We start from the raw sequence: 22969 nt of genomic DNA on the forward strand, positions 1-22969 counted from the left end.
AACCGGCCAGCGGATGCGCAGCTGTCGAGCGCATCCGCTGCTGCACGAGCTTCAGAACTGGTAGCGCAAGCCAACCTGCACGAAGTCGCGATCACGCAGCAGATTGTGGCTGCCGCCGCCGAAGAAAGTGGTGTAGCCCACCGCCGCCGCCCAGGCCTGAGTAAAGCGCACCGTGGCGCTGGCGATCACCGACTTGCGGCCTTCAACGAAATTCTCGCCGGGGCCCGGCGACACGCCGGACACGTCGTGCGACCAGATGATGGTCGGCTCGACGCCGATGCCGGGGATCACGTTCTCGTAGCGCATGATCGCGATGACGCGATAGCCCCACGAGAAGTCGGTGACGAAACCGCTCTTGGTCTGGGTCGGGTTGAAGCGGATGCCGGACGGCCCGATCACCGCCGAATTGGACTGCGCCGAACCGTCGGCACCGGTGCCGTCGGCGCCGGCGCCGGCCGAGGTGAACGTGGCCGGGCCTTCGATCTGCAGCTTGGACGTCGGCGGCAGGTCGAAGATCTGGCTGGCGCCGAGTTCGCCGATCAGGATGATCTGGTTGGCGCCGAGCCAGTTCTCCGGGCCGATCACATTGGTGATGCCGAGGTCGTAGTTCGCGGTCTTGAACTTCTCCCAGCCGCGAATGTACTGGCCGGGTGCATAGCCCAGCGGGTCGAGGCCGCGGTAAGCCGAGACGAAATCCGGCACGCCATAGCGCGCGCCCGGCAGCTGCGCGATGGTGCCGGCGCCGGCGAGCACCGCAGGTACGCCGGGCAGATCGCCGACCAGGCCGAAGTCGTAGCTGTCGCCCTGCGCGCCGGTGCCGTTGCCGCGGGGGAAGATGTTCTGCAGCGCCGCGAACGCGAGGTCGGTGTCGTCGACCTGCAGCGGCTGGTTCGGGCGGTACGCGACCTCGCCCTGCAGCGAGATGTCGCCGAAAGCGGTGTTGAAGCTGAAGCCGTAGAGGTCGATGTCTTCCGGGTATTCCAGACGCGCCTTGACCGTGTCGAGCACGAAGGCGTCGCCGTTGGCGCCGATGTTCTGATCCCGGTTCGGCACCAGGCCGCCCGGCAGCGCGCTGGTGACGAACAGTGCCGCATCCGAGCCCGGACAGGCGCCCAGAACGCCCAGGGTGTCCTGCAGGGTTTTGCCGACGCCGATCGCCGCGGGCTGCAGCGCGCCGGGGCCGGACAGGCAGCCATAGTCGCCTTCGTAGAAGCTCAGGTACGGCAGGCGGCTGTGATAGCGGCCGGCATACAGCGCCAGCTCGGTGCCGCTGTTGAGCCACTCCGCGTAGTACTTCAGCGAGATGCCGAACTGGCCGCTGCTCTTGGCCTTGTTCTCCGGCAGCAGTTCGATCGTGCCCGAGGTTTCGGTGATCGCCGACAGCATGATCTGGTCGGGCAGAGCGAGGCGGTCAGGATCTTCGGCGGTCTTGCCGAAATCCAGGAAGATGTAGTCGCGCTGGTTGCCGGAGCCGATGTCGACCGTCGACAGATACGATCCCGCCGGCGGGATTTCGGCCGGTTTCCAGGCGTATTGATAGAAGGCCTCGAGCGTGACGTTCTCGACCAGGCTGGTCGAAATCAGCAGCGCAGGCGTCGGCTCCAGCACTTCCGAGAGTTCCAGGAATGCCGGGCGATACAGCGAGTTCACGTTCGGTGTCGAGAACGAATTGAGGCTGCCGACGACCAGCAAGGTGCTCTCGCCCCAGTTGATGTTCTGGCTGCCGAGCTTGACCGTCACGTCACGGCTTTCGCCGAGCGGGAACGAGGTCGAGATATAGGCGTCGAGCAGCTTGGCGCCGACGCCGATCTGGTCCTCGGTAACGCCATTGCGCGAACGCTTGGCACCCTCGCCGATGCCGCGGCGAATCTGGCCGGGGCCGCTGGTGGTGTTCGCGGTCTGGATGTTCGGGTTGAAATCGCTGCGGTTGTGATTCTCGGCATCGTAGAAACCGTAGCCGCGCACGAACAGATCGAAGCCGCGGTAGTGCGCGGTGATGTCCATCGCCAGCTTGCCGACGGCCTGGGTCAGATCGCCTTTGTCGTAGTTGATGTCGCCGTCGTCGTTGTTGTTCGAGAACTGGCCAGGTGCATCGACCGCGACCTGGTTGGCGCTCGAGCCTTCGCCGATGTAGCTGTTAAGGCCCAGCAGGGCGTGCGAAGGGTCGGCGTAATCGAGGTGGCCCTGGCATGAGGTGCCGGCGCCGTTGGGCGCGACCGGGCACAGGTTGGGGTTGACCTTGTTCTTGGCGATCAGGTCGTTCGAGCGGTTCTCGACGCGCCACTGCGCGCCGACGCTGAGACTGGTGTTGATGATGCCGTTGAGCGACTCGTCCGCAAGGTCGAAATCGAAAGGCGTCGCCTGCGCGACGCAGGGGCCGATGATCGTGGCCGCGATCAGCAGCCTCGCAAAACGGCGCCGGCAAGTACGGGCGAGCAAAGGTGGGCAAGGGCCGCCATTGGCGTTATGCATCGGACTCTCTCCTCTTTTTTGACTCTAATTTTTATTGGTGCCGTAACGGCCAATGGCTGCCGGGCTACTCTTGCCCGAATCACGACAGGCTACCAAGCCCTTGCACTCACCGATAGCGGGTCCACCCCCGGCAACGGTAGTTAATTTGATAGTTAATTTAAAGGGGCTGCTAAAGGGGCTGCAGCATCTCCGAACGCGCCCCGCGCCGCAGGCTCGTTGCCAGCCGCGTCAGGCTGTCGCCGACTCTTTCGCTGAGCGGTCGACGCCGGCGGTAACGCAATTCGTAGACGTCGGCATCCTTGGTGCGCCCCAGCAGATAGTCGTCCGACGTGGCGATCTTGTCGATCAGCTTGAGATCCAGTGCCTGGGTGCCGAACCAGTGCTCGCCGGTGGCGACTTTGGCCAGGTCCAGGCTGGGCCGGTTCTGGGCAACGAAGTTCTTGAACAGATCGTGGGTCGCCTGGATTTCCTCACGGAACTTGGCGCGGCCGGCTTCGGTGTTCTCCCCGAACAGGGTCAGCGTGCGCTTGTGTTCGCCGGCGGTATGCAGCTCGAGGTCGATGTCGTGCTTGCGCAGCAGACGGTTGAAGTTCGGGATCTGGGCGACGACGCCGATCGAGCCGACGATTGCGAACGGCGCTGCGATCACCTGGTCGGCGACACAGGCCATCATGTAGCCGCCACTGGCCGCGATCTTGTCGACGGCAACGGTCAGCTTGAGCCGGCGCTGGCGCAGCCGCACCAATTGAGACGAGGCCAGCCCATAGGAGTGCACCAGGCCGCCGCCGCTTTCCAGGCGCAACAGCACTTCGTCTTCGTCGCGGGCAACCTGGAGCAGCGCGCTGATCTCTTCGCGCAGGCTGGTCACGGCCGAGGCCTGAACGTCGCCATCGAAGTCAAGCACGAAAACACGCGGCTTCGGCGGCGGCGGGGCCTTCTTGTTCCTTTTTTCTTCCAGTTTTTGCTGCTTCTTGCGGGCGGACGATAGTTTTTTCAGATCGGCGGCATCCAGAAGCTCTTCATTCAGGCCATCCGCCAGTTCGCGCAAGCGCTGATTGACGTTCTTAATCTCCAGACGGTTGCCCGTTTGTTGCCGGGCGGAACGTAGCAAGCTGCCAATTCCGGCTACCAACAGCAGGAGAGCCGCGACCCAGGTCACGGTTTTGGCAAGAAACAGCCCGTATTGGGCCAAAAACTGCATCACAGTTTGGAACTCCGTTGAAAGCGGGTATTGCGATCGTAATGTTCCAAGCCCAGGCGTTCAGTCACGGTTTGGTCGTTGATGGCAATGCTGCATAGCGGAAGAAAGGGAAAAATCGGGGGTTTGAGACTTGCCGAGTCTCATTCAGGTACGCCTATAATAGCCGCGCGGTAAGAAGGCTTGGCCAAAAGCTGTTCCGCTTTGCATGAAGGGAGTTTAATTTAATGAAGAGAATCATCCGGGCAGGTCTGCTTCTGGGACTGCTGTCCACCGCATCCATCGGCCATGCTCAGGACTCGGTGGCAGACTCACCGTACGAGATGCGTCCGTATATCTCCGAGCTGTATACCTATACCTTCGAGAACAACGACCGCATCGGAACTGAGCCCGGCCAGGGTGCCCAGCTTAGCGTCGGCAAAGCGATAAACGAGCACTGGGGCTTGGAGATCGGGGGCTTCTACACCAATTTCCCACATGACGACGTACCGGGCTCCTTTGCACAGCGCGAGTATGGTGCCAAGCTCGACGGCCTGTATTTCTACAGCCGCAACCCGTCATTCTCTCCTTACTTCGCAGTCGGTGTCGGCGGTGTCCGCACGGAAATGCGCAACCCGGGAAATGACCGCACGACCGACCCCTTGGCGGATGCGGGCCTTGGATTCATCAAGTATTTCACGATCTGGAATACCGACCTGGGTTTCCGTGCCGATCTGCGCTATCGCCACATATTCTTCGACAAGGATTCGGTGCCAACCGCTGGTAGCGATCTCGGCGAAGCCGTACTGAAGTTCGGCCTGGTCATTCCGCTGGGTGCGCGCGCTGTTGCCGGCGAGACCGTGGTGCCTCCCGGTCCGTGTGCGGACAGCGATGGTGACGGCGTCTGCGACACCGCCGATCTGTGCCCCGGTACGCCAGCGGGTACCGCCGTCGATGCCAAGGGCTGCCCGAAGGTTCCGGCTGATGGCGCCAAGAAGAAGTTCGACGACGTCTACTTCGCCTTCGATCACTCCGATCTGGCCGATTCCGAGAAGGCCAAGCTCGACGCTGATGCGAACGTGATCGGCGGGCTCAGCCAGAAGTACCCGAGCCTCAAGGTCGACGTGTCCGGTCATACCGACTGGGTCGGCACCGACGGCTATAACCAGGGTCTGTCCGAGCGCCGTGCCAACACGGTGAAGAGCTACCTGGTTCGCAAGGGCGTCGATGCCGGCCGCATCAACACCTACGCGTTCGGCGAGTCCAAGCCGGTTGCCACCAACGAGACGGCCGAAGGCCGCGCTCTGAACCGTCGCGCCGAGATTCAGACTCACGAGTAAGCCTGAAGAATAGCCGGGAACTTCTCGGTCTTTAAAAACCCGCCGGTGATACCGGCGGGTTTTTTTTATGTTCAGCGGCTGGACGGTAGTTCCTACAAGCTGTAGGAACTTGGCCGGTAGTGAGCAGCCCGCTAACCTTCCGATTCGCGCCTGGAAAACAGAAGAACGGCGAAGGCATGCGGCTATATCGGGCAAGCATTTATCCGCGGCATCGCGGCAAGACGCGTTTTGGCGCGATTCTGGTCGCGCTGTTGGCGGCCGCGTTGAATGTGGGGGAGTCTCAGGCGCGTGCGCCTATAGTCGACGGCGACGCAGACGGCGTCGACGATGCGGTGGATCAGTGCATATACACGCTGCCGCATGCGGCGGTCGATGCCCGGGGTTGTTCTGCGCAATCGGATCATGATGGTGACGGTGTCCCAGATGGTGCCGATGACTGCCCATATACGCCCTCCGGCGCCGAAGTCGATGGCCGCGGCTGTGCGGTCGATGATGATTTCGACGGCGTTGCAAATGGGCTCGATATGTGCCGGGACACCGAACTGGGTGCGGTTGTCGATCGGCGGGGTTGCGCCAGCGGCCAAGTCGCGCAGTCGATAGTCCAGAGGCCGACGATCTCTAGGCCGGCCACGGCCGCGGCGGCATCGGCCACGAAGCCAGCGCTTGGACCAATTCCGCAGCCACAGGCACCCGTGCAGATTTCAGCTGCTGTTGCCCCGCCGCCTTCGTCGCTGCCACAGGTCCAGGCCAGGGCACCGGTCCGGATCGTGATCCCGGCAGCGCCGGCCGTTGCTTCGGCTGCTGGTGTAACCCCACCAGCTGTGAAGCTCGTCACCCAGTCAGCTGCAGCTCCGAAACCGGCCACCTTGCTCAGCCTGTCGTTCGCGGCGCGCAGCAGCAACGTAGGTGCGAACAGCATGGCCAAACTGCGTAAGACGCTACCCGAACTGCGCGAGGCTTTGAGCGCTCACCGACAATCCGTCCTGCTCGTCGAGGCTTATGCGGACACCCAGAGCGATGGCGTTGCTGCGGACAAGCTTGCGCGTTCGCGTGCCAACACGCTGCGGCGTCTGCTGGAGCAGCAGGGCATCGACGGCAGGCGCCTGCGCAGCGTCGGGCATCCGGCGACCGATGCAGGCCAGGAATTCCGCCGTGCCGATGTGGTGCTCGAAACCGAGTGACGCGCCGGGGTTTCTACGCCGGCCGATCCAGCAGCGTCGGTGATTTCATCTGTGCCTCTGCGGCTTTTGCGCGCGCGATGCGTACAGCGCCATCGGTGTCCGCTTCTGGCAACCAGCCGGTGAGATGTCGCGAAATCATTCTGCCCAGCGCATCGATATGCGCCGGCGCCGCATTCAAGGCGGGCACGTAGCGGAAAGTCCTGCCACCGGCATTGATGAAGTCGTCGCGATAACGCAGCGCCACTTCTTCCAGTGTTTCGAGGCAGTCTGCCGAAAATCCGGGGCAGATCACGTCGAGTGCATGCACGCCGCTGCGCGCCAGCTGCGGAATCACCAGGTCGGTATACGGCTGCAGCCAGGGCTGATTGCCGAGGCGGCTCTGGTAGCTGACTGACCAGCTGTTTCTCTCGAGCTGCAACTTTTCCGCAATCAGGCGTGCGGTCTTTTCGCAGTAGCAGTAATACGGGTCGCCGTCGAGAAAATACTGGCGCGGAATCGAGTGAAACGAGATCAGCAGGTGCTCGGCGCGGCCCTTTGTGTCCCAGTGGTCGCTCAGACTCTGCGCTAGTGCCGTTATCCACGCCGCTTCGTCGTGATAGCTGTTGATCGTGCGGATCTCCGGCATCCAGCGTCGTGTCTGCAGCGCGCGAAACACCGCGTCGAGCGCGGCGCCGGTGCTGCTGGCCGAGTACTGCGGATAGAGCGGCAATACCAGGATGCGGCGCACGTTCTGAGCTTCGAGTTCGGCGAGAGCGCCTTCGATGCCGGGCTGGCCGTAGGTCATGCCGAGTGCAACCGGAACCGGCTGGCCAAGCTCCTGTGCGAGCCACTCGCGCAGACCGTCGCGCTGCAACTGCGAGTGATGCAACAGCGGCGAACCCTGCGGCCCCGGCGTCATCCAGATACTGGCGTAACTGTGCGCGAGCCGGCGTGGGCGCAGCGGCAGGATGAAGGCATACAGGATCGTCAGCCACAGCGCGCGCGGCAATTCGACGACGCGGCGGTCCGACAGGAACGGTTTCAGGTAGCGGCGGATCGCAGCCGGCGTCGGGGCTTCGGGGGTGCCCAGGTTCAACAGCAGAACGCCGGTTGTCGCCAGCACGCTGTGGCGCCGGTCTATCGAATCGATTGCGGACATCGGCTCGGCTCGAACTACCTGGGGCTGCGGAGGTGGCCGCCATGATAGCGGCGCGTCGCTACTTCAGCGCGATTTCACCCGACTTCAGCCGACGGAAATAGCTGTGATAGCTGCGCATCGCCCGGCTGCCCAGTATCAACAGCAGCGGCAGGTTGATCGCGTACATGAAGCCCATGCCGATCGTGCTGATGGTGTCGAGCTGGCCCGAGGTCTTGATGAAGCCGAAGCAGGCCGCGGCCGCAGCAACGCACCAAAGCCAGCGGAACGGCGTGACGGCACGCTCGCCGAACAGATAGATCACACCCTGCTCGCCGTAGTAGCCGTAGCTGATGATGCACGACAGGCCGAATACCCAGACCGCAATCGTGATCAGCCAGCGGCCGAGACCGTCGTGCACGGTATCGAAGCCCTTCGCGACCAGGGTCGATCCGCGGAAGTCGGCGAATACGCCCGGTTCGACCAGTTTCGGCATCTCCACGCTCGCCAGCGGTTGCCAGTCGAAACGGCTGCCGCTGCTGTCGGTGTTGTAGCTGCCGTACAGACGCGTGCGTTCGCCGCCGCGTTCCACCACCACGAATACCGGCGAACCGGCGGTATTGGTCTTCAGGCTGTTGTCGCGAAGCTCGAGCTGCTGCGGCTGCAGCTGCGGCTGCCAGTGTCCGGGAGCGGTCTGCACCAGTGCCGGCGGCTCCTGCCAGGTCGCGGCCGGCGGACGATTCCAGACGCCGGTGATCAACACCACCAGACCGGTCACGGTGCAGACGAAAATCGTGTCGATGAAGGGCTCGAGTCCGGCGACGACGCCCTCGGTGACCGGCTCCGGTGTCTTCACCGCGGCATGTGCGATCGGCGCGGTGCCCAGGCCCGATTCGCTGGAAAACAGCGCGCGCTTCATGCCCCACATGAAGGCGGTGCCGAGCGTGCCGCCGGTAAACGCGCCGACGCCGTCGGTCTTCGAGAACGCACCCGCAAAAATCATCCGGAAGCATTCCGGCAGCGCATCGGCATGCGTAATGATCACGTACAAACCGCACAGCACGTAGACGCCGCACTTGAACGGCACCAGGGTTTTGGTCACGTTGCCGATGCGCTTGATGCCGCCGAGGATCACCGCGCCGGCGCAGACCGCGAGAATCACGCCGGTGATCCAGGTCGGCACGCCAAAGTATTCGCGCGTGGTGTCGGCGACGCTCCAGGTCTGGAACATGTTGCCGCCAGTGAACGCGAAGAGCATCAGCGACACCGCGAACAGGCCGCCGACGATGCGGCCGAATGGCTTGAGCTTCGGCGAGATCGTTGCCAGGCCGTCGCGCGCCACGTACATCGCGCCGCCGTGAGGGTTCTCCGGGTCCTGGGTGTCGCGGAACAGCAGCGACAGCGTGACTTCGGTGGTCTTCAGCGCCATCCCGACCAGGCCGACGACCCACATCCAGAACACCGCGCCGGGTCCGCCGAAGTCGACTGCGATCGCCATGCCGGCAATCGCGCCGAGACCAACCGTGCCGGACATCGCCGCCGTCAGCGCCTGGAAATGCGTCAGCGCACCGGGGCCATGCGAAGTGTCGATGCCGTGACCGGCAACCAGCGCGACACCATGGGTCAGCGAACGGTACTGCGAGAAACCGCTCCAGATCGTGAACAGTAGTCCGATCGCGAGCAGCGCCAGCAGCACCGGCACGCTGAGCAGCACGCCATTGATGGCGTCGAGTACCGCGAACAGGGCTTCCACGGCTTAAGCCGCGATGCTGGCGGCGCGCCCGATGCGGCTGTGCGAATAGCCGTAGAGGAAGTAGACGACCAGGCCGATCGCCATCCAGGTGCCGAACGCGATCCAGGTGTGCGGGCCGAGCTGGTACATCAAGTAGCTGCAGGACGCCACGCCGAGGAACGGTATCAACGGCGAGGCCGGCGAGCGGAACGGGCGGGGCAGATCCGGGCGCGTCTTGCGCAGCACGATCACGCCGGCGCAGACGACGACGAAAGCGCCGAGGGTGCCGATGTTGGCGATCTCGGCGAGGCGGCCCAGCGGAATGAAGCCGGCGAATGCCAGCATGATCACGCCGGACGCCAGAATCGAGCCTAGCGGCGTGCCGGTTTTCGGATGCACGTAGGAGAAGAAACTCGGCAGCAGGCCGTCACGCGCGATTGCGAACAGCACGCGGGTCAGGCCGAAGTACATCACCAGCATCACCGTGGTCAGGCCGGCGATCGCGCCGATCGAAATCAGTCCGGCAGCCCAGTCCTTGCCGATCTGGATCAGCGCGTGCGCAACCGGCGAGGGAACGTTGAGTTCGGTATACGGCACGATACCGGTCAGCAGCGCCGAAACCAGAATGTAGAGGCCGGTGCAGGCGAACAGCGAGCCGAGAATGCCGATCGGCAGATCGCGCTGCGGGTTCTTGGTTTCCTCGGCGGCGGTGGAGACCGCGTCGAAACCGAGATAAGCGAAGAAGATCGTCGCCGCGCCCTTGAAGATGCCGTTGATTCCGAAATGAGGCTGGCCTTCGGCGTCGATGACCTGTTCCGGAATGAACGGATGCCAGTTGGCCGGCGTGACGTGAGGGAACGCGACGACGATGAAGATGCCGATCGCGATCACCTTGACCGTGACCATGATCGCATTGAACTGGCTGCTGACCTTGGCGCCGACCGACAGCAGCAGGCCGAGAATCGCGACGATGGTGAACGCCGGCAGGTTGATCAGGCCCGGCGTTTTCGGGTCGAACGGCGTATGCGTCAGCGCTTCCGGCAGGCCCAGACCGATGGTGCGCAGGCCGTCGGCCGCATAGCCCGACCAGCCGGCCGACACCGCCGGGATCGCCACCGAATATTCGCAGATCAGCATCCAGCCGATGATCCAGGCCGGGAACTCGCCCAGCGCCGCGTAGCCGTAACCGTAGGCGCTGCCGCTGCCGCCGATCGATGAGGCCATCTCGGCATACGACAGTGCCGCGCAGGCGCAGGCGAAGCCGGCGACCACGAACGACAGGATCACTGCCGGGCCGGCCTGGGTCGCCGCGGTGATGCCGCTGAGCACGAAGATGCCGGCCCCGATGATCGCGCCGATGCCGAGCAGGGTCAGGTCGGTGGCGCTGAGCACGCGCTTGAGCCCGGATTCCGAACTGCCGTCGGTGACGATCGCTTTGGTGCGCAGCAGCTTGGCGGACAGACTCATTGATTCTCCCTGGGATGCTTTATAGGTCTTGATAAACAGCTTGATGACCGGACGCGTTGCGCCCGATGTTCGCAGGAAGTATGCCCCGGCGGTACGCAGCCCGCCTGAGCAGGTTCCCGTCGTTGTGCCAGCATCGCCGCGCAAAGAAAAACGGCCGGATGCGGGAAGCTCGCATCCGGCCGTCGGGGCCGTCCACGTTCGGGGCGGCGAGCAGCGTACAGGCGCTTACGGCGCAGTGACGAAGTGGCCGCCCGTGCACAGCTCGTGCACATACATGGCTTCACCGACATTGGCCGAGAGCACGTTGGGCGTCAGTGCGATCGACGCGGTGTCGAAGTCCTTGGTGGTCTTCACGCCGACGAACAGACGGTCCTCGCCGACCAGGTTCTGGCCCAGCAGGTCCAGCGCGGATTCGTCGACCAGGATTTCTTCCTGCTGGGTATCGCCGAGGAAGGTGCGCACCGCGACCTGGTTGAGCAGCGAGGCTTCGAGTACCGCGGCCGGGAAGCGCACCGCGAATACCGCGTAATGGCCTGCGGACACCGTCTGATTGGCATGAACCAGCAGATCGACCGAGTCGATGATGCCCAGCAGGCCCAGCGTCAGCGAGTACGTCGCGAACGTGGACAGCTTGTTGTCGATGACCAGGTCCTTGTTGCTGACGCTGTTGAGCAGCGCGGTCAGAGTTTCGCCGCCGAGGCTGTTCAGCAAGGTGGTCAGCGGGCCGCCGACCAGGCCGCCGGTGGCGACCTCGGTGGTGGCGCCGGTGGTCAGCGCCTGGATGCCGGCTTCACAGATGAAGTTGCCGGTGATCGCGGTGCCGTTTTCGGCAATCGTCGTCGGCGTGGTGCCGTCATTCGGAAACAGCCCGCTATCGTCGCTGTCGTCGAACCCGCTGTCGGTGCTGCCATCGCCCTGAGCGTCACAACCCGACAAAGTTACCGCCGCGACAAGCGCGGCCAAAGCCAATGCCTTCACGTTCCATCGCTTCACGTTTGCTTCTCCCGGAGTACCGCATTTCGATTCGAACAGGTGCGCAGTCGAGCGACTGCGCCCCGGACCATGTGCTTCTGCCGGCAATTACTGCGCCGGGGCCGGCTCGTCGGTGCTGGGCGGAGCCTCCTCCGCCGGAGGCGGAGTCTCTTCGGCAGGTGCCGGTGCCGGGGTTTCTTCGGCTGCCGGAGGCGGAGCGGGTTCGGACGGCGCGGCCATGCCCGAATCGGCGCCCGGCAGCGCCGCGCCGCTGGCGTCGACTGGCACGCTCGGCGGCGCGGTCTGGCCGGCGATGTGCAGTTCCACGCGGCGGTTGAGCGCGCGGCCTGCGTCGGTGTTGTTGTCCGCCACCGGATGGCCTTCACCCATGCCCTTGGCTGTCAGCTTGTCGCCGGAGACGCCCTGCTCGATCAGGAAGTTGCGCACCGAGTCGGCGCGCAGCTGCGACAGCTTCATGTTGTAGGCGTCGCTGCCCTTGCTGTCGGTATGGCCTTCCAGGGTCATCGGCACGTCCTTGAAGTGCGCAACCTTCAGCGCCACGTCTTCGAGGATCTTGCGCGAATCCGGAGTCAGCGAGGCCTTGTCGAACTCGAAGTTGACACCGGTCAGCGTGATCACCTGCTCCAGGCCGCAGCCGACGCCGTCGACCGGCATGCCGGTCGGGGTGCCTGGGCACTTGTCGAACTGGTCCGGGACGCCGTCGCCATCGCTGTCGGCCATGGTTTCGGTCTTGACCACTTCGGTGGGTTCGACCGGAGGCGGCGGTACGACGTGCGGCTGCTCGTAGGGTGACAGCGGCAGCTCGATGCCGACGCTGTAGCGGAAGTCGTTCTGGCCGCCATCGAAATCGTCATAAATGTAGCGGGCCTCGGCGCGCAGGCGGAAGCCGTAAGTGCCATAAGGCCGCGTCACGACGCCGATGCCGGCATTGCCGTAGACGCCGAACTTGTCGTCTTTGTCAGGAACGACGTCGTTATAGTTGCCGCCGACGCCCAGCAACAGAAAGGGTGAGAACGTGCGGCGCTGATTCAGCGAATAGACCAGATCCAGACCGCCGCCGGTGCGGTAGAAGTCGGTCATGTTGGCTTCGTCGGTTTCCAGATTCTGGGCAAAGGCCTGAGCCTCCCAGAACCAGTTGCCGTGGCCGAGCTGGCGGCCGTAGTAGGCGCCGACGCCCCAGCCGTCACTGGGCAGGCGCGCCTTGTCCAGATCGAGGTAACTACCGAGGATGCCAACGTAACTCAGTGTGGGCTTTTCGGCATCGTTGCCTGAGGATGCCTCGTCCTGTGCGTCTGCGTGATGGGATGCGAGAGAAACGATCACGGCTGCGATCGCGGCCGCGGCTTTGCGGCGTGCAAATTTCATAGTGAAACTCCCTTTTTGAAAACACCCTTGGCTTAGGCCCGCGCGACGCGAATCAAGCCAGTCGCCGCCCGGTTTTTCGGATGCTACTGCGCAAAAGCTTAAGCCAAACTGAGATTGGTGTCAGCGAAGTGCCTGTATTGCATCCCGGATTTTCGTTTCATTTTGTGTCACCCCCTTGAAAGCGGGCGCCAGGTGCCCAAGAATTAGCAGCCTTCGTAGTAGAGTGCTAACAATGGGCTGGAGGACGACCCACAAGAATCGTCCCCGGACGGTTAGTACGGCTACACGATGAGGTCCTGGGAATCGAATCAACCAAGCAACATTTAAGATTTAGGAGTGTTCTATGAGTCTGCGTCCCCTGCACGATCGCGTGATCGTCAAGCGTCTTGAAGAAGAAAAGAAGTCCGCCGGCGGCATCCTGATCCCGGATTCCGCGGCCGAGAAACCCACTCGCGCCGAAGTGATCGCCGTGGGCCCGGGCAAACGTTCCGACGACGGCAAGGTTCAGCCGGTCGACGTCAAGAAGGGCGACATCGTGCTGATCGGCAAGTACTCCGGCAGCGAGATCAAGGATGACGGGCAGGATCTGGTCGTGCTGCGCGAAGACGACATCCTCGCCGTCATCACCAAGTAAGCCTTGCTCGCAACTTCCCCTATTTAGCTTCAGGAGTAGATCAACATGGCAGCAAAAGACGTTAAATTCGGCGACGACGCGCGCTCGCGCATGGTCGCCGGTGTCAACATCCTGGCCAACGCGGTCAAGGTCACCCTCGGCCCCAAGGGCCGTAATGTCGTGCTCGACAAGAGCTTCGGCGCTCCGACCGTGACCAAGGACGGCGTGTCCGTGGCCAAGGAAATCGAGCTGAAGGACAAGTTCGAGAACATGGGCGCCCAGCTGGTCAAGGAAGTCGCTTCCAAGACCTCCGACCTCGCCGGCGACGGCACCACCACCGCCACCGTGCTGGCCCAGGCGATCGTCAACGAAGGCCTGAAGTCGGTCGCCGCCGGCGTCGACCCGATGGACATCAAGCGCGGCATCGACAAGGCCGTGGAAGCCATCACCGCCGAACTGAAGAAGGTTTCGGTTCCGTGCAAGGACCGCAAGGCCATTGCCCAGGTCGGCACTGTTTCCGCCAACGCGGACGAGGCGATCGGCAACATCATCGCCGACGCGATGGACAAGGTCGGCAAGGAAGGCGTCATCACCGTTGAAGAAGGCAAGGGCCTGGACAACGAGCTGGACGTCGTCGAAGGCATGCAGTTCGACCGCGGCTACCTCAGCCCGTACTTCATCAACAACGCGCAGAGCCAGACCGTCGAGCTCGACAGCCCGCTGATCCTGATCACCGAGAAGAAGATCAGCAATATCCGCGATCTGCTGCCGATCCTGGAAGGCGTCGCCAAGCAGGGCCGTCCTCTGCTGATCATCTCCGAAGACGTCGAAGGCGAAGCCCTCGCCACGCTGGTCGTCAACAACCTGCGCGGCATCCTCAAGGTCGCGGCCGTCAAGGCTCCGGGCTTCGGTGATCGCCGCAAGGAAATGCTGAAGGACATCGCCACGCTGACAGGCGGCACCGTCATCGCCGAAGAAGTCGGCCTGACCCTGGAGAAGGCCACGCTGGCCGACCTCGGCAACGCCAAGAAAGTGCAGATCGACAAGGAAAACACCACCCTGGTCGACGGCGCCGGCGAGAAGAGCAAGATCGAAGCGCGCGTCGCCGAGATCCGCAAGCAGGTCGACGCCTCGACCAGCGACTACGACAAGGAAAAGCTGCAGGAGCGTCTGGCCAAGCTGGCCGGCGGTGTTGCGGTGATCAAGGTCGGCGCCGCCACCGAAGTCGAGATGAAAGAGAAGAAGGCCCGCGTCGAAGACGCGCTGCACGCCACCCGTGCGGCGGTTGAAGAAGGCATCGTCCCCGGCGGCGGCGTCGCGCTGGTTCGCGCGGCCAAGTTCCTCGAGACGTTCAAGGTTGCCAACTCCGATCAGCAGATCGGCGTGCAGATCCTGCGTCGCGCGATCCAGGAGCCGATGCGCCAGATCGTCAAGAACTCCGGCGACGAGCCCAGCGTGGTGCTGGCCAAGGTGCTGGAAGGCGTGGGCGCTTATGGCTACAACGCCTCCAACGGCAGCTACGGCGACATGATCGAGCTCGGCATCATCGACCCGACCAAGGTCACGCGTCTGGCACTGCAGAACGCCGCCTCGGTGGCCGGCCTGCTGCTGACGACCGAAGCGATGATTGCCGAATCGCCGAAGAAGGATGAAGGCGGTATGGGCGGCATGCCCGGCGGTGGCGGCGGCATGGGTGGCATGGGCGGAATGGGCGATTTTTAATGTCGTCCTGACAAGACGCCGCCATCCCTGGCGGCGTTTTTCAACACAAGCAGTCGCTGCAACGATCGGGGCGCCTTCGGGCGCCCCGATTTTTATGCGTGACGTAAGTCTGATACGAAATCATTTGTAGGCTCGTAAGCTGTGGCAAATCTATCCCGTGTCGTTATTGGGGGCGCCGGTGATGGCGAGTTACTGGGAGTACTGGGGTAAGGCGCGACCGGAGGCCGGCGCTCTGGCTTGGCATCCATTGCCTTGTCACTGCCTCGACGTGGCAGCGGTGGGCAAGACGTTTCTGCTTCAAGCCCATGAGCTGCGCGACTTTTGGGCATCGCGCCTGGGGCTGTCAGGCGAGGCGTTCGTTGACGCCTGTACGTTCTTTCTAACGATGCACGATCTCGGCAAATTCTCACCGGCATTCCAAGCGCAGAGGGCTGATCTGCTTGCGCAGTTGCAGGGTGGGCGCACCATGCTCAAACCCTACGGCCCTTATTTTCACGACAGCCTCGGTGCTGTACTGGTGGGTGATTGGGAGTTCTGCGCGTCTGTTCCTTGGTTGGACGCATTGCTCAGCGGCGCGGATTTCGAGGCCGGGCAGTGCTGGTTCCACGCTGTCACGGGCCATCATGGTCAACCACCCAGGGTTGACACCCACCTCGCCGCTCACTTTTATCCGCCCGACATTCTCGCCGCGCGTGAGTTTGTGGACGACGCGGGCAGTCTGCTCTGGCCCGCGTCAAGTCGCGACGCCTGGGCCGCGAGCCTGCCCGGCATCAGGCTTGACGATCATCGCCGATTCTCGTGGTGGCTTGCTGGGCTGGCGGTGCTTTCCGATTGGCTGGGTTCCAACACCGAATACTTTCCCTACTGCGCGCCTTCGGATGCACTGGAACTCTATTGGCGAAAAGCACAACTGCAGGCGGTACGAGCGCTCGAAAACAGCGGCGTACTACCACGGGCGGTAGCAGAGGAACAAGCGTTCGGCGCGTTGTTCCCGCGTATCCGCGACTCGGGTACACCCTTGCAGCAGAATTGCGCGCGGATCGCGTTGGCCAAGGCTCCGCAGCTCTTCGTGCTCGAAGACGTTACCGGCGCGGGCAAGACCGAGGCGGCGGTAATGCTTGCACATCGCTTGCTCTCTGCGGGTCGGGGCCAGGGTCTGTACTTTGCGTTGCCAACAATGGCAACAGCCAACCAGATGTATGAGCGCATTGGTGCGGTGTACGACCAACTGTTTGCGACGGGTAGCCAGCCATCGCTGGTCCTGGCGCATGGCGCGCGCGATTTGTCCGCCGCCTTCCGCGCCAGCGTGCTGCCCGAGGGCGTCGCGGAGCCCGAATACGAGAAAGACGAAACGGCGAGTCAGCGCTGCACGGTGTGGCTTGCCGATACACGCAAGGCCGCGCTGCTGGCGCAAGTGGGCGTTGGCACCATCGATCAGGCGCTGATGGCGGTCCTTCCGGTCAAGCACCAGTCGCTGCGACTTCTGGGCCTGTTCGGCAAGGTGCTGATCGTCGATGAGGTTCACGCCTGCGACAGCTATATCTTTGGCTTGCTGAAGGAACTCTTGCGATTCCATTGCGAAGCAGGAGGCTCTGCGATCCTTCTCTCCGCTACGCTGCCACAGCAGATGCGCCGCGAGTTGTGCGCAATCTACGCGCCGCGGCACGCGCCCGTCTCGGTCAGCTATCCGCTTCTTACGCACGCGCACGCTGAGGCGCTCACCGAACAGGAAGTGGCGACGCGACCGCAGGTAGCGCGACGGGTCGAAGTGCAGTGGTTGCGCAGCAGCGCTGATTGCGAGCGCAGCGTCTTGGATGCCGCTCGGCAAGGCAAGGCCGTGTGCTGGATTCGCAATACGGTTGCACAAGCCATCGCGAGCTATAGCACTCTGCGTGCGCAGCATCCGGAAACGCAGCTGTTCCACGCGCGCTTTGCCTTAGGCGATCGACTGCGTATCGAGGGCGAGGCATTGCATCGCTTTGGCCGCACCGGCAGCGACCGTGCCGGCCAAGTGCTGGTCGCAACTCAAGTCGTCGAACAGTCCCTGGACCTGGACTTCGATCTGATGATCAGCGATGTCGCGCCCATCGACCTGCTGGTTCAGCGCGCGGGCCGCGTGCATCGTCATGATCGCGGTGAGCGCGGCATGCCGACTCTGCTGGTGCATGCGCCGCAGGCGCTTCCGGATGCCGATGCGCGCTGGCTGGGATCGGAACTGCGCAACAGCGGCTACGTCTATCCCGACCTCGCGCGGCTGTGGCTGACCGTGGACGAGTTGAGCCGACGCGGCGGCTGGCGAATGCCGGAGGACGCGCGTGAACTGATCGAATCGGTCTATGGTCCGGACGCGGAAGATCGCCTGCCCGAAGGGCTTCGTGGCGTGCTCGATGCGCAGGCGGGCAATCGGCAAGCCGCGAAAAGCCTGGCGCTCACCAACACTCTGAGCCTGCCCACAGGCTACGCCTATGGTTCTGCCCCGCTCAGCAACTGGCTGAGCGAAGCCTATACGCCCACACGCCTTGGCGAGCCCACCGCGACGCTGCACCTGCTCAAATGGGCCGAAGGCTGTTTGACGGACTTCTGCCCCGACCCTGATCCGCGTCGAGCAGCGGGTTTGAGCCGCCTGAGTGTTCGCGCGGCGCAGGTCAACGAAGCGGCGGAGCCGGCTAATCCTGCTTTGGCTGCCCAACTGCAAGCTTGGCGTGAACGCATGGGCCGCGGGGCGAAGTGGGTGGTGCCGGTACCTATGTGTTGGAGTGGCGGACAGTGGACGGGTAAGGCGCAGTGGAAGGGCGAGCAAGGAGCAATCGCCACGCGATATCTGTCCTACACCGACGATGCGGGGCTCGAAATCGTCCGGAAAAAGTCATGAGATTGGGTCCATTTGTTGGGCCTCTGATGGTTTAGCGTTCGGTGCAGGAGGAAACATGAACTTGATCGAAGATCGTTGGCTTCCGGTAGTCCGTGCCCAGGGCTACGCGCGCATCGCGCCTTGGGAGATCGCTGACACGGAGAATCCGGTGCTGCGTCTCGCAGCGACGCGGCCGGATTTCAACGCGAGCCTGCTGCAATTTCTGATCGGCCTGATCCAGACCGCCTGCCCACCGACGGGCACGCAGGACTGGGTTGCTGGTTACGTGCAGCCGCCCGGCCCCGATGCGTTGCGATCCACGCTCGCTCCGCTGGCGCCCTGGTTTGCGCTTGGCGGCGATGGTGCGCGCTTCATGCAGGACTTTGCGCCGCAGGATTTGGCTGAGCAGGAACCCGACGACATCGCGGCGCTGTTGATCGAATCCCCAGGCGAGCAGTCCACCAAGTTCAACAAGGATTTGTTCGTCAAGCGTGGCGGGGTGCAGGCACTTTGCCCGCCCTGTGCGGCCGCGGCGTTGTTGACCTTGCAGACTAATGCTCCGGCGGGCGGAGCGGGCAACAACACCTCGCTGCGCGGTGGAGGGCCATTGACCACTTTTGTTGCCGCCACGGGGCAGGACGCGCTCCCGACCACATTGTGGCGAGCGGTTTGGCTCAACGTGCTGGAACGGGCCAGCGTTGGCCCCAATCACCCGCAGGCGGAGATGAATGATCCCACGCTGATCTTTCCCTGGGCGACCCCGACGCGCACCAGCCAGGACAGCAACAGCGTGGCACGAAAAGCCGCCAGGAAAACGGGCGGTGACGCTCCGGAAAAGCACCGGCCGCAAGTCACCTACGCGGACGGACATCCCCTGCACGTGTTCTGGGCGACGCCGCGCCGCATCGTGCTCGACCTTACGAGCGCCGATTCAGGGGAGTGCGACCTTTGTGGAGAGGCGAGTCCGCATCGCGTGCGTCAGTACCGTGCGCGTAACTACGGCGCCAACTACACCACCGGCTGGCGGCATCCCTTGTCGCCGTACTACCGACTCAAGCCGACTGATGTCGAGTGGATGCCGTTGCACCCCAAGGGCGGCATGAACTACCGCGACTGGCTCGGGCTGGTGGGCGCATGCGTTCCCACCGTTGAGCGCGCCGCCGTGGTCGCTGAGTTCGCAATGAAGCGACGCGAAGCGTTATCGCGGCACTTGCGTAACCCGCGACGTTTGCCATTTCGTCTCTACGCCTGCGGTTACGACATGGACAACATGAAACCGCTGTGCTGGCACGAGTCGCACATGCCGCTGCCGGCGGTGGAATCCCGGTACATCGAGGATGTCGTCAGCCAGTGGATCGATTCCGCGGAACTGGCGGCAAGCTCTCTGCGCATGGCGCTCAAGAGCGCCTGGTTTTCGCCCGGTGCCACGGTCCGGGCGGATTTTGATTTTGCAACGGATGCCTACTGGCAGGCTACGGAGCCGGAGTTCTATCGCCTTCTCGATGTCCTAAGCGAAGCAAGCGTCGAAGCGCGCGCCAGCGACGAGGCGCTGCTCGAATTCCGTCTGCGCTGGCATCAAGGCCTGCGCCGCGCAGCCGAACAGTTGTTCGAGCAGTACGCTGAAAGCGGCCCTGCCGAACAGGGCAACGCCAAACGAGTGGCGCTCGCGCGGCATCAACTGATGCGGAATCTCGATGGCGCCAAGCTCAAGAACGCCTTGGGTTTGCCGGACGACATGCCTGCGAGCAGCAAGCCGGCAAAGTCTGCCTCGCGCAGGGCCGCGGCGAATAAAGCAGGAGCCACCCCAGCATGAATCATCTCCCCCGCCATCCCTTTCGCGCCGACGATCCTCTAGGCCGCGTGGTTCTGCGGTATCGGGACTGGCTGCATGACCGCGAACGATCCCACGCCCGTGCGGCGCGCGCGCGTCTGCGCCGCTGCGCCGGGGAGTTGGATGCCGTCAGCGAGCGCGGCGCCCATGAGTTGCTACGCTCAGCCGAGGCCGCATACACGGACCGCGACGACGAACCGCCGCATCACGATCGGCTGCTGGCGCTCGCACCGCTGCTTGCCTGGGTAGAGACGCACGGGGGCGAAAGGTCTCTGCCCGCGCAATTGGCCCAGTCCAAAGAGGGCGCAGATCGCCCTCGTTTGAGCGAGTTGCGGTTTCAACGCTTGCTCGCGGCCCAGGGTGCGGAACTACATCAGGAACTGCGTCGTGCGCTTCAACTTCTCGATAAAACCGCCAACGCCCTGTGGTTGGCCGAGGCGGTCTGCGACTGGGACAACGAACTATTTGGCACCGCGCTTCGTCGGCGCTGGGCCTACCAGTACTACAGCCATCTGCCCAAGAGCGCATGAGGCACCTTGTCGCCCGAATCAGTTACGAAATTAAGGAAATGACACCATGACCCAGTTCATCCAGTTGCATCTGCTCACCAGCTACCCGCCTTCGAACCTCAATCGCGATGACCTGGGCAGACCCAAGAGCTGCATCATCGGCGGTGCCAGCCGTCTGCGCGTATCCAGCCAGAGTTTGAAGCGCGCATGGCGCATGTCCGAGGTATTCGAAAGCGCCTTGGGCGCGCATCGTGGAACGCGCACCAAGACATTGGGACGGGAATTGTTGCCGCGATTGATCGGTGCAGGCGTGGACGAGAAGAAGGCAACCACCTGGCTTGGCGCCATCGTCAAGCAGTTCGGTAAGCCGGAAGCTGCCGATCCGCTCAAGACTGGCCAGCTTTTCCACTTGAGCCCTGAGGAGCGCGCTGCGGTCGAGCGCCTTGTGGCGCTGCTAGCGGTCGAACAGCGCGCTCCCAGCGAGGACGAACTCAAACTGTTGCGGCGCGATAACAAAGCGGTGGACATCGCGCTGTTCGGTCGCATGTTGGCAGACGTGCCGGTCTTCAACATAGAGGCCGCGGTCCAGGTTGCGCACGCCTTCACGGTTCACAAGGTGCAGATCGAAGACGACTACTTCACGGCGGTAGACGATCTGAACAAGGGTGAGGTAGATGCGGGCGCCGGACATCTGGGCGAGACCGGATTCGGCGCGGGCGTGTTTTATCTCTATCTCTGTATCGACCGCGACCTCTTGCAGCAGAACCTTCAGGGCGATGCCGCGCTCACGGCGAAGACCTTGTATGCCTTGCTGGAATGCGCGGCAACAGTAGCCCCTACGGGCAAGCAGAACAGCTTTGCAAGCCGTGCCCACGCGCTCTACTGCCTGGCCGAGAAAGGGCCACAGCAGCCGCGCTCGCTATCGCTGGCATTCACCCGGCCGGTGTTCGATGCGCGCGACGGCGACGTGCAGGCGCAAGCCATCACGGAACTGAACCGTCTTGTGGCGAACATGGACCAGGTCTACGGGCCGCGCTGCGAGGGGCGAAAATCCTTCAACGTGCTTACTGGCGAGGGCAGCCTGCGCGAGATGCAAGACTTCATCACGGAATAGCTCATGGCCGAGATCCTGCTATTCCGCCTGTATGCACCACTCGCCAGCTTCGGCACCGTGGCGGTGGGTGAGCAGCGCCCGAGCCAGACGCATCCAGGCAAGAGCCTGATCGTGGGGCTGTTGGGTGCCGCGCTGGGGATTCGGCGTGATGAGGAAGCGCGTCTTGCTGGACTATCCAGCGCGTACGGCTTGGCTGTGTTGCAACTGCGGCCGGGCCAACTGCTTCGGGATTACCACACTGCTCAAGTTCCGAGTCAGACCGACTTGAAGAAAGCGCCGCATTTCACGCGCAGGGACGAGTTGCGTGCCGCTCCTCGATCGGAGTTGAACACGATTCTCTCCGCACGCGACTACCGCAGCGAGGCGTTGCATGTGATCGCAGTATGGAGGCGCGCAGATTCTACCGAGACGCCGACGCTGCCAGAACTGGCTACGGCACTGGAACGTCCGCGATTTACGCTCTACGTCGGGCGCAAGAGTTGCCCGCTTGCGTTCCCGTTGGCGCCGCAGATCGTGGATGCCCCGGATCTGCTTAGCGCGTTCAAAGTCGAGCTGACGGATTTTTCCAGCCGCTGGCAGATAGTGAGCAGTGGTCCGGGATTTGATCGACGGCTACTGCCGCAGCGCTTGGGTATCGGCCGCTTGCTGGGAACTGATCCGGCTTGGCTGTTCTGGGAGGATGGTGACGCCGCTGACCCACCCTCGGGGCTGGAGACCCTGCAAACCCACACCCGTAACGACGCCAGCCTCAGCCGCAAGCGCTGGCAGTTCGGCCCACGGCTGGAGCAGATGGCGGCGTGGCCCAAGGCGGAACTGTCCGCATGAGCTATCTATCCAGAGCCAGGATCGACGCTGCCGATGCCCGCGGCCGCGAAACCCTGCGGCAGCTTGCCCGCGGCCCGTACATCGAGCACCAGCGGTTGTGGACGTTGTGGGGCACCCGTCCGGATGCGCAACGCGATTTCCTGTTTCGCCGCGTCGAGGGCGGCACGCCTACCTACTACTTGTTGTCCGAATCGCCGCCCGTCATGGAGACCCCCGGTTGGCAGATTGAAACCAAGCTCTTTCAGCCGCAACTCGAAGAAGGTGATGAACTGGCGTTTGATCTGCGCGCCAACCCGGTGGTGACTCGCCGTACCGAAGGCGGCGCCCGCCGACATGACGTGGTTTGCGATGCGTTGCGGACGCAGGCTGGCGAACCCATCGACCGCGCGCTGATCGAGAGGGCGGCCGGACTTGCCTGGCTGGCCAAGCAGGGCTCGCGCTGCGGTTTTCGTTTTGACGAAGGCGAAGTTCGCACGGGCGCGTACCGACAGGAGCGGGTGCGCAAAGACGGTGGCGGCGATATTCGTTACTCCACGCTCGACTTCAGTGGACGGCTTACGGTGACCGATCCGGAACCGTTTCGCGCTGCTCTGCGAAACGGCTTAGGAAAGGCCAAAGCCTTCGGCTGCGGCCTGCTGCTGGTGCGGCGAGCTTGAGTCCGTC

General features: G+C 63.4%; 17 protein-coding genes. 10 read left to right on the plus strand and 7 right to left on the minus strand.

Features of this window, described 5'->3' with window-relative positions; translation table 11 throughout:
- Nucleotides 1-51: 51 nt before the first annotated feature.
- The gene (locus tag JWQ90_RS09610) at nucleotides 52-2472 is read right to left on the minus strand and encodes a DUF1302 family protein (RefSeq protein WP_299692718.1); all 2421 of its coding nucleotides are present in this window, start codon (nucleotides 2470-2472) and stop codon (nucleotides 52-54) included.
- A 169-nt stretch (nucleotides 2473-2641) separates the two neighbouring features.
- Complete coding sequence (gene sohB, locus JWQ90_RS09615; RefSeq protein WP_299692721.1) at nucleotides 2642-3673, minus strand: protease SohB; 1032 nt, start codon at nucleotides 3671-3673, stop codon at nucleotides 2642-2644.
- 224 nt (nucleotides 3674-3897) lie between these two features.
- Here sohB and JWQ90_RS09620 point away from each other — a divergent pair, with 224 nt between their 5' ends.
- Nucleotides 3898-4989, plus strand: coding sequence for an OmpA family protein (locus JWQ90_RS09620; protein WP_299692724.1), 1092 nt, complete (start codon nucleotides 3898-3900; stop codon nucleotides 4987-4989).
- Between the two features lie 119 nt (nucleotides 4990-5108).
- Nucleotides 5109-6170 (plus strand): OmpA family protein, encoded by a 1062-nt coding sequence (locus JWQ90_RS09625; RefSeq protein WP_299692727.1) that lies wholly within the window; start codon nucleotides 5109-5111, stop codon nucleotides 6168-6170.
- 13 nt (nucleotides 6171-6183) lie between these two features.
- On the opposite strand, the gene hemH is transcribed toward JWQ90_RS09625, so the two are convergent.
- From hemH to JWQ90_RS09650, 5 genes are all read right to left on the minus strand, one after another.
- Nucleotides 6184-7308: a ferrochelatase gene (gene hemH, locus JWQ90_RS09630; protein WP_299692730.1), complete on the minus strand. Its 1125-nt coding sequence runs from the start codon at nucleotides 7306-7308 to the stop codon at nucleotides 6184-6186.
- A 58-nt stretch (nucleotides 7309-7366) separates the two neighbouring features.
- Nucleotides 7367-9037, minus strand: a complete 1671-nt coding sequence (locus JWQ90_RS09635) for an alanine/glycine:cation symporter family protein (protein ID WP_299692733.1) — start codon at nucleotides 9035-9037, stop codon at nucleotides 7367-7369.
- Nucleotides 9038-9040: 3 nt separating this feature from the next.
- On the minus strand, nucleotides 9041-10483 hold the full coding sequence (locus JWQ90_RS09640; protein ID WP_299692736.1) for an amino acid permease: 1443 nt from the start codon (nucleotides 10481-10483) through the stop codon (nucleotides 9041-9043).
- A 225-nt stretch (nucleotides 10484-10708) separates the two neighbouring features.
- Nucleotides 10709-11476, minus strand: coding sequence for a hypothetical protein (locus JWQ90_RS09645; RefSeq protein ID WP_299692739.1), 768 nt, complete (start codon nucleotides 11474-11476; stop codon nucleotides 10709-10711).
- Nucleotides 11477-11563: 87 nt separating this feature from the next.
- A complete protein-coding gene (locus tag JWQ90_RS09650) occupies nucleotides 11564-12841 on the minus strand; it encodes an OmpA family protein (RefSeq protein WP_299692742.1) in 1278 nt (425 codons plus the stop codon).
- Nucleotides 12842-13184: 343 nt separating this feature from the next.
- Here JWQ90_RS09650 and JWQ90_RS09655 point away from each other — a divergent pair, with 343 nt between their 5' ends.
- From JWQ90_RS09655 to cas6e, 8 genes are all read left to right on the plus strand, one after another.
- Nucleotides 13185-13475 (plus strand): co-chaperone GroES, encoded by a 291-nt coding sequence (locus JWQ90_RS09655; protein WP_299692745.1) that lies wholly within the window; start codon nucleotides 13185-13187, stop codon nucleotides 13473-13475.
- Between the two features lie 45 nt (nucleotides 13476-13520).
- Nucleotides 13521-15176, plus strand: coding sequence for a chaperonin GroEL (groL, locus tag JWQ90_RS09660; protein WP_299692748.1), 1656 nt, complete (start codon nucleotides 13521-13523; stop codon nucleotides 15174-15176).
- A 181-nt stretch (nucleotides 15177-15357) separates the two neighbouring features.
- The gene (gene cas3 / locus JWQ90_RS09665; RefSeq protein ID WP_299692751.1) at nucleotides 15358-18048 is read left to right on the plus strand and encodes a CRISPR-associated helicase Cas3'; all 2691 of its coding nucleotides are present in this window, start codon (nucleotides 15358-15360) and stop codon (nucleotides 18046-18048) included.
- Nucleotides 18049-18103: 55 nt separating this feature from the next.
- Entirely contained in the window at nucleotides 18104-19840 is a 1737-nt protein-coding gene (gene casA, locus JWQ90_RS09670; RefSeq protein ID WP_299692754.1) for a type I-E CRISPR-associated protein Cse1/CasA, read from the plus strand.
- Complete coding sequence (casB, locus tag JWQ90_RS09675) at nucleotides 19837-20388, plus strand: type I-E CRISPR-associated protein Cse2/CasB (RefSeq protein ID WP_299692757.1); 552 nt, start codon at nucleotides 19837-19839, stop codon at nucleotides 20386-20388. The genes casA and casB overlap by 4 nt, the downstream gene beginning before the upstream one ends.
- 46 nt (nucleotides 20389-20434) lie before the next feature.
- Nucleotides 20435-21481, plus strand: a complete 1047-nt coding sequence (gene cas7e, locus JWQ90_RS09680; RefSeq protein ID WP_299692760.1) for a type I-E CRISPR-associated protein Cas7/Cse4/CasC — start codon at nucleotides 20435-20437, stop codon at nucleotides 21479-21481.
- 3 nt (nucleotides 21482-21484) lie between these two features.
- Nucleotides 21485-22306, plus strand: a complete 822-nt coding sequence (gene cas5e, locus JWQ90_RS09685) for a type I-E CRISPR-associated protein Cas5/CasD (RefSeq protein WP_299692763.1) — start codon at nucleotides 21485-21487, stop codon at nucleotides 22304-22306.
- Nucleotides 22303-22962, plus strand: coding sequence for a type I-E CRISPR-associated protein Cas6/Cse3/CasE (gene cas6e, locus JWQ90_RS09690; protein WP_299692766.1), 660 nt, complete (start codon nucleotides 22303-22305; stop codon nucleotides 22960-22962). The genes cas5e and cas6e overlap by 4 nt, the downstream gene beginning before the upstream one ends.
- Nucleotides 22963-22969: the final 7 nt, after the last annotated feature.

The organism is Hydrocarboniphaga sp., assembly GCF_028291725.1.
GTDB lineage: Bacteria > Pseudomonadota > Gammaproteobacteria > Nevskiales > Nevskiaceae > Hydrocarboniphaga.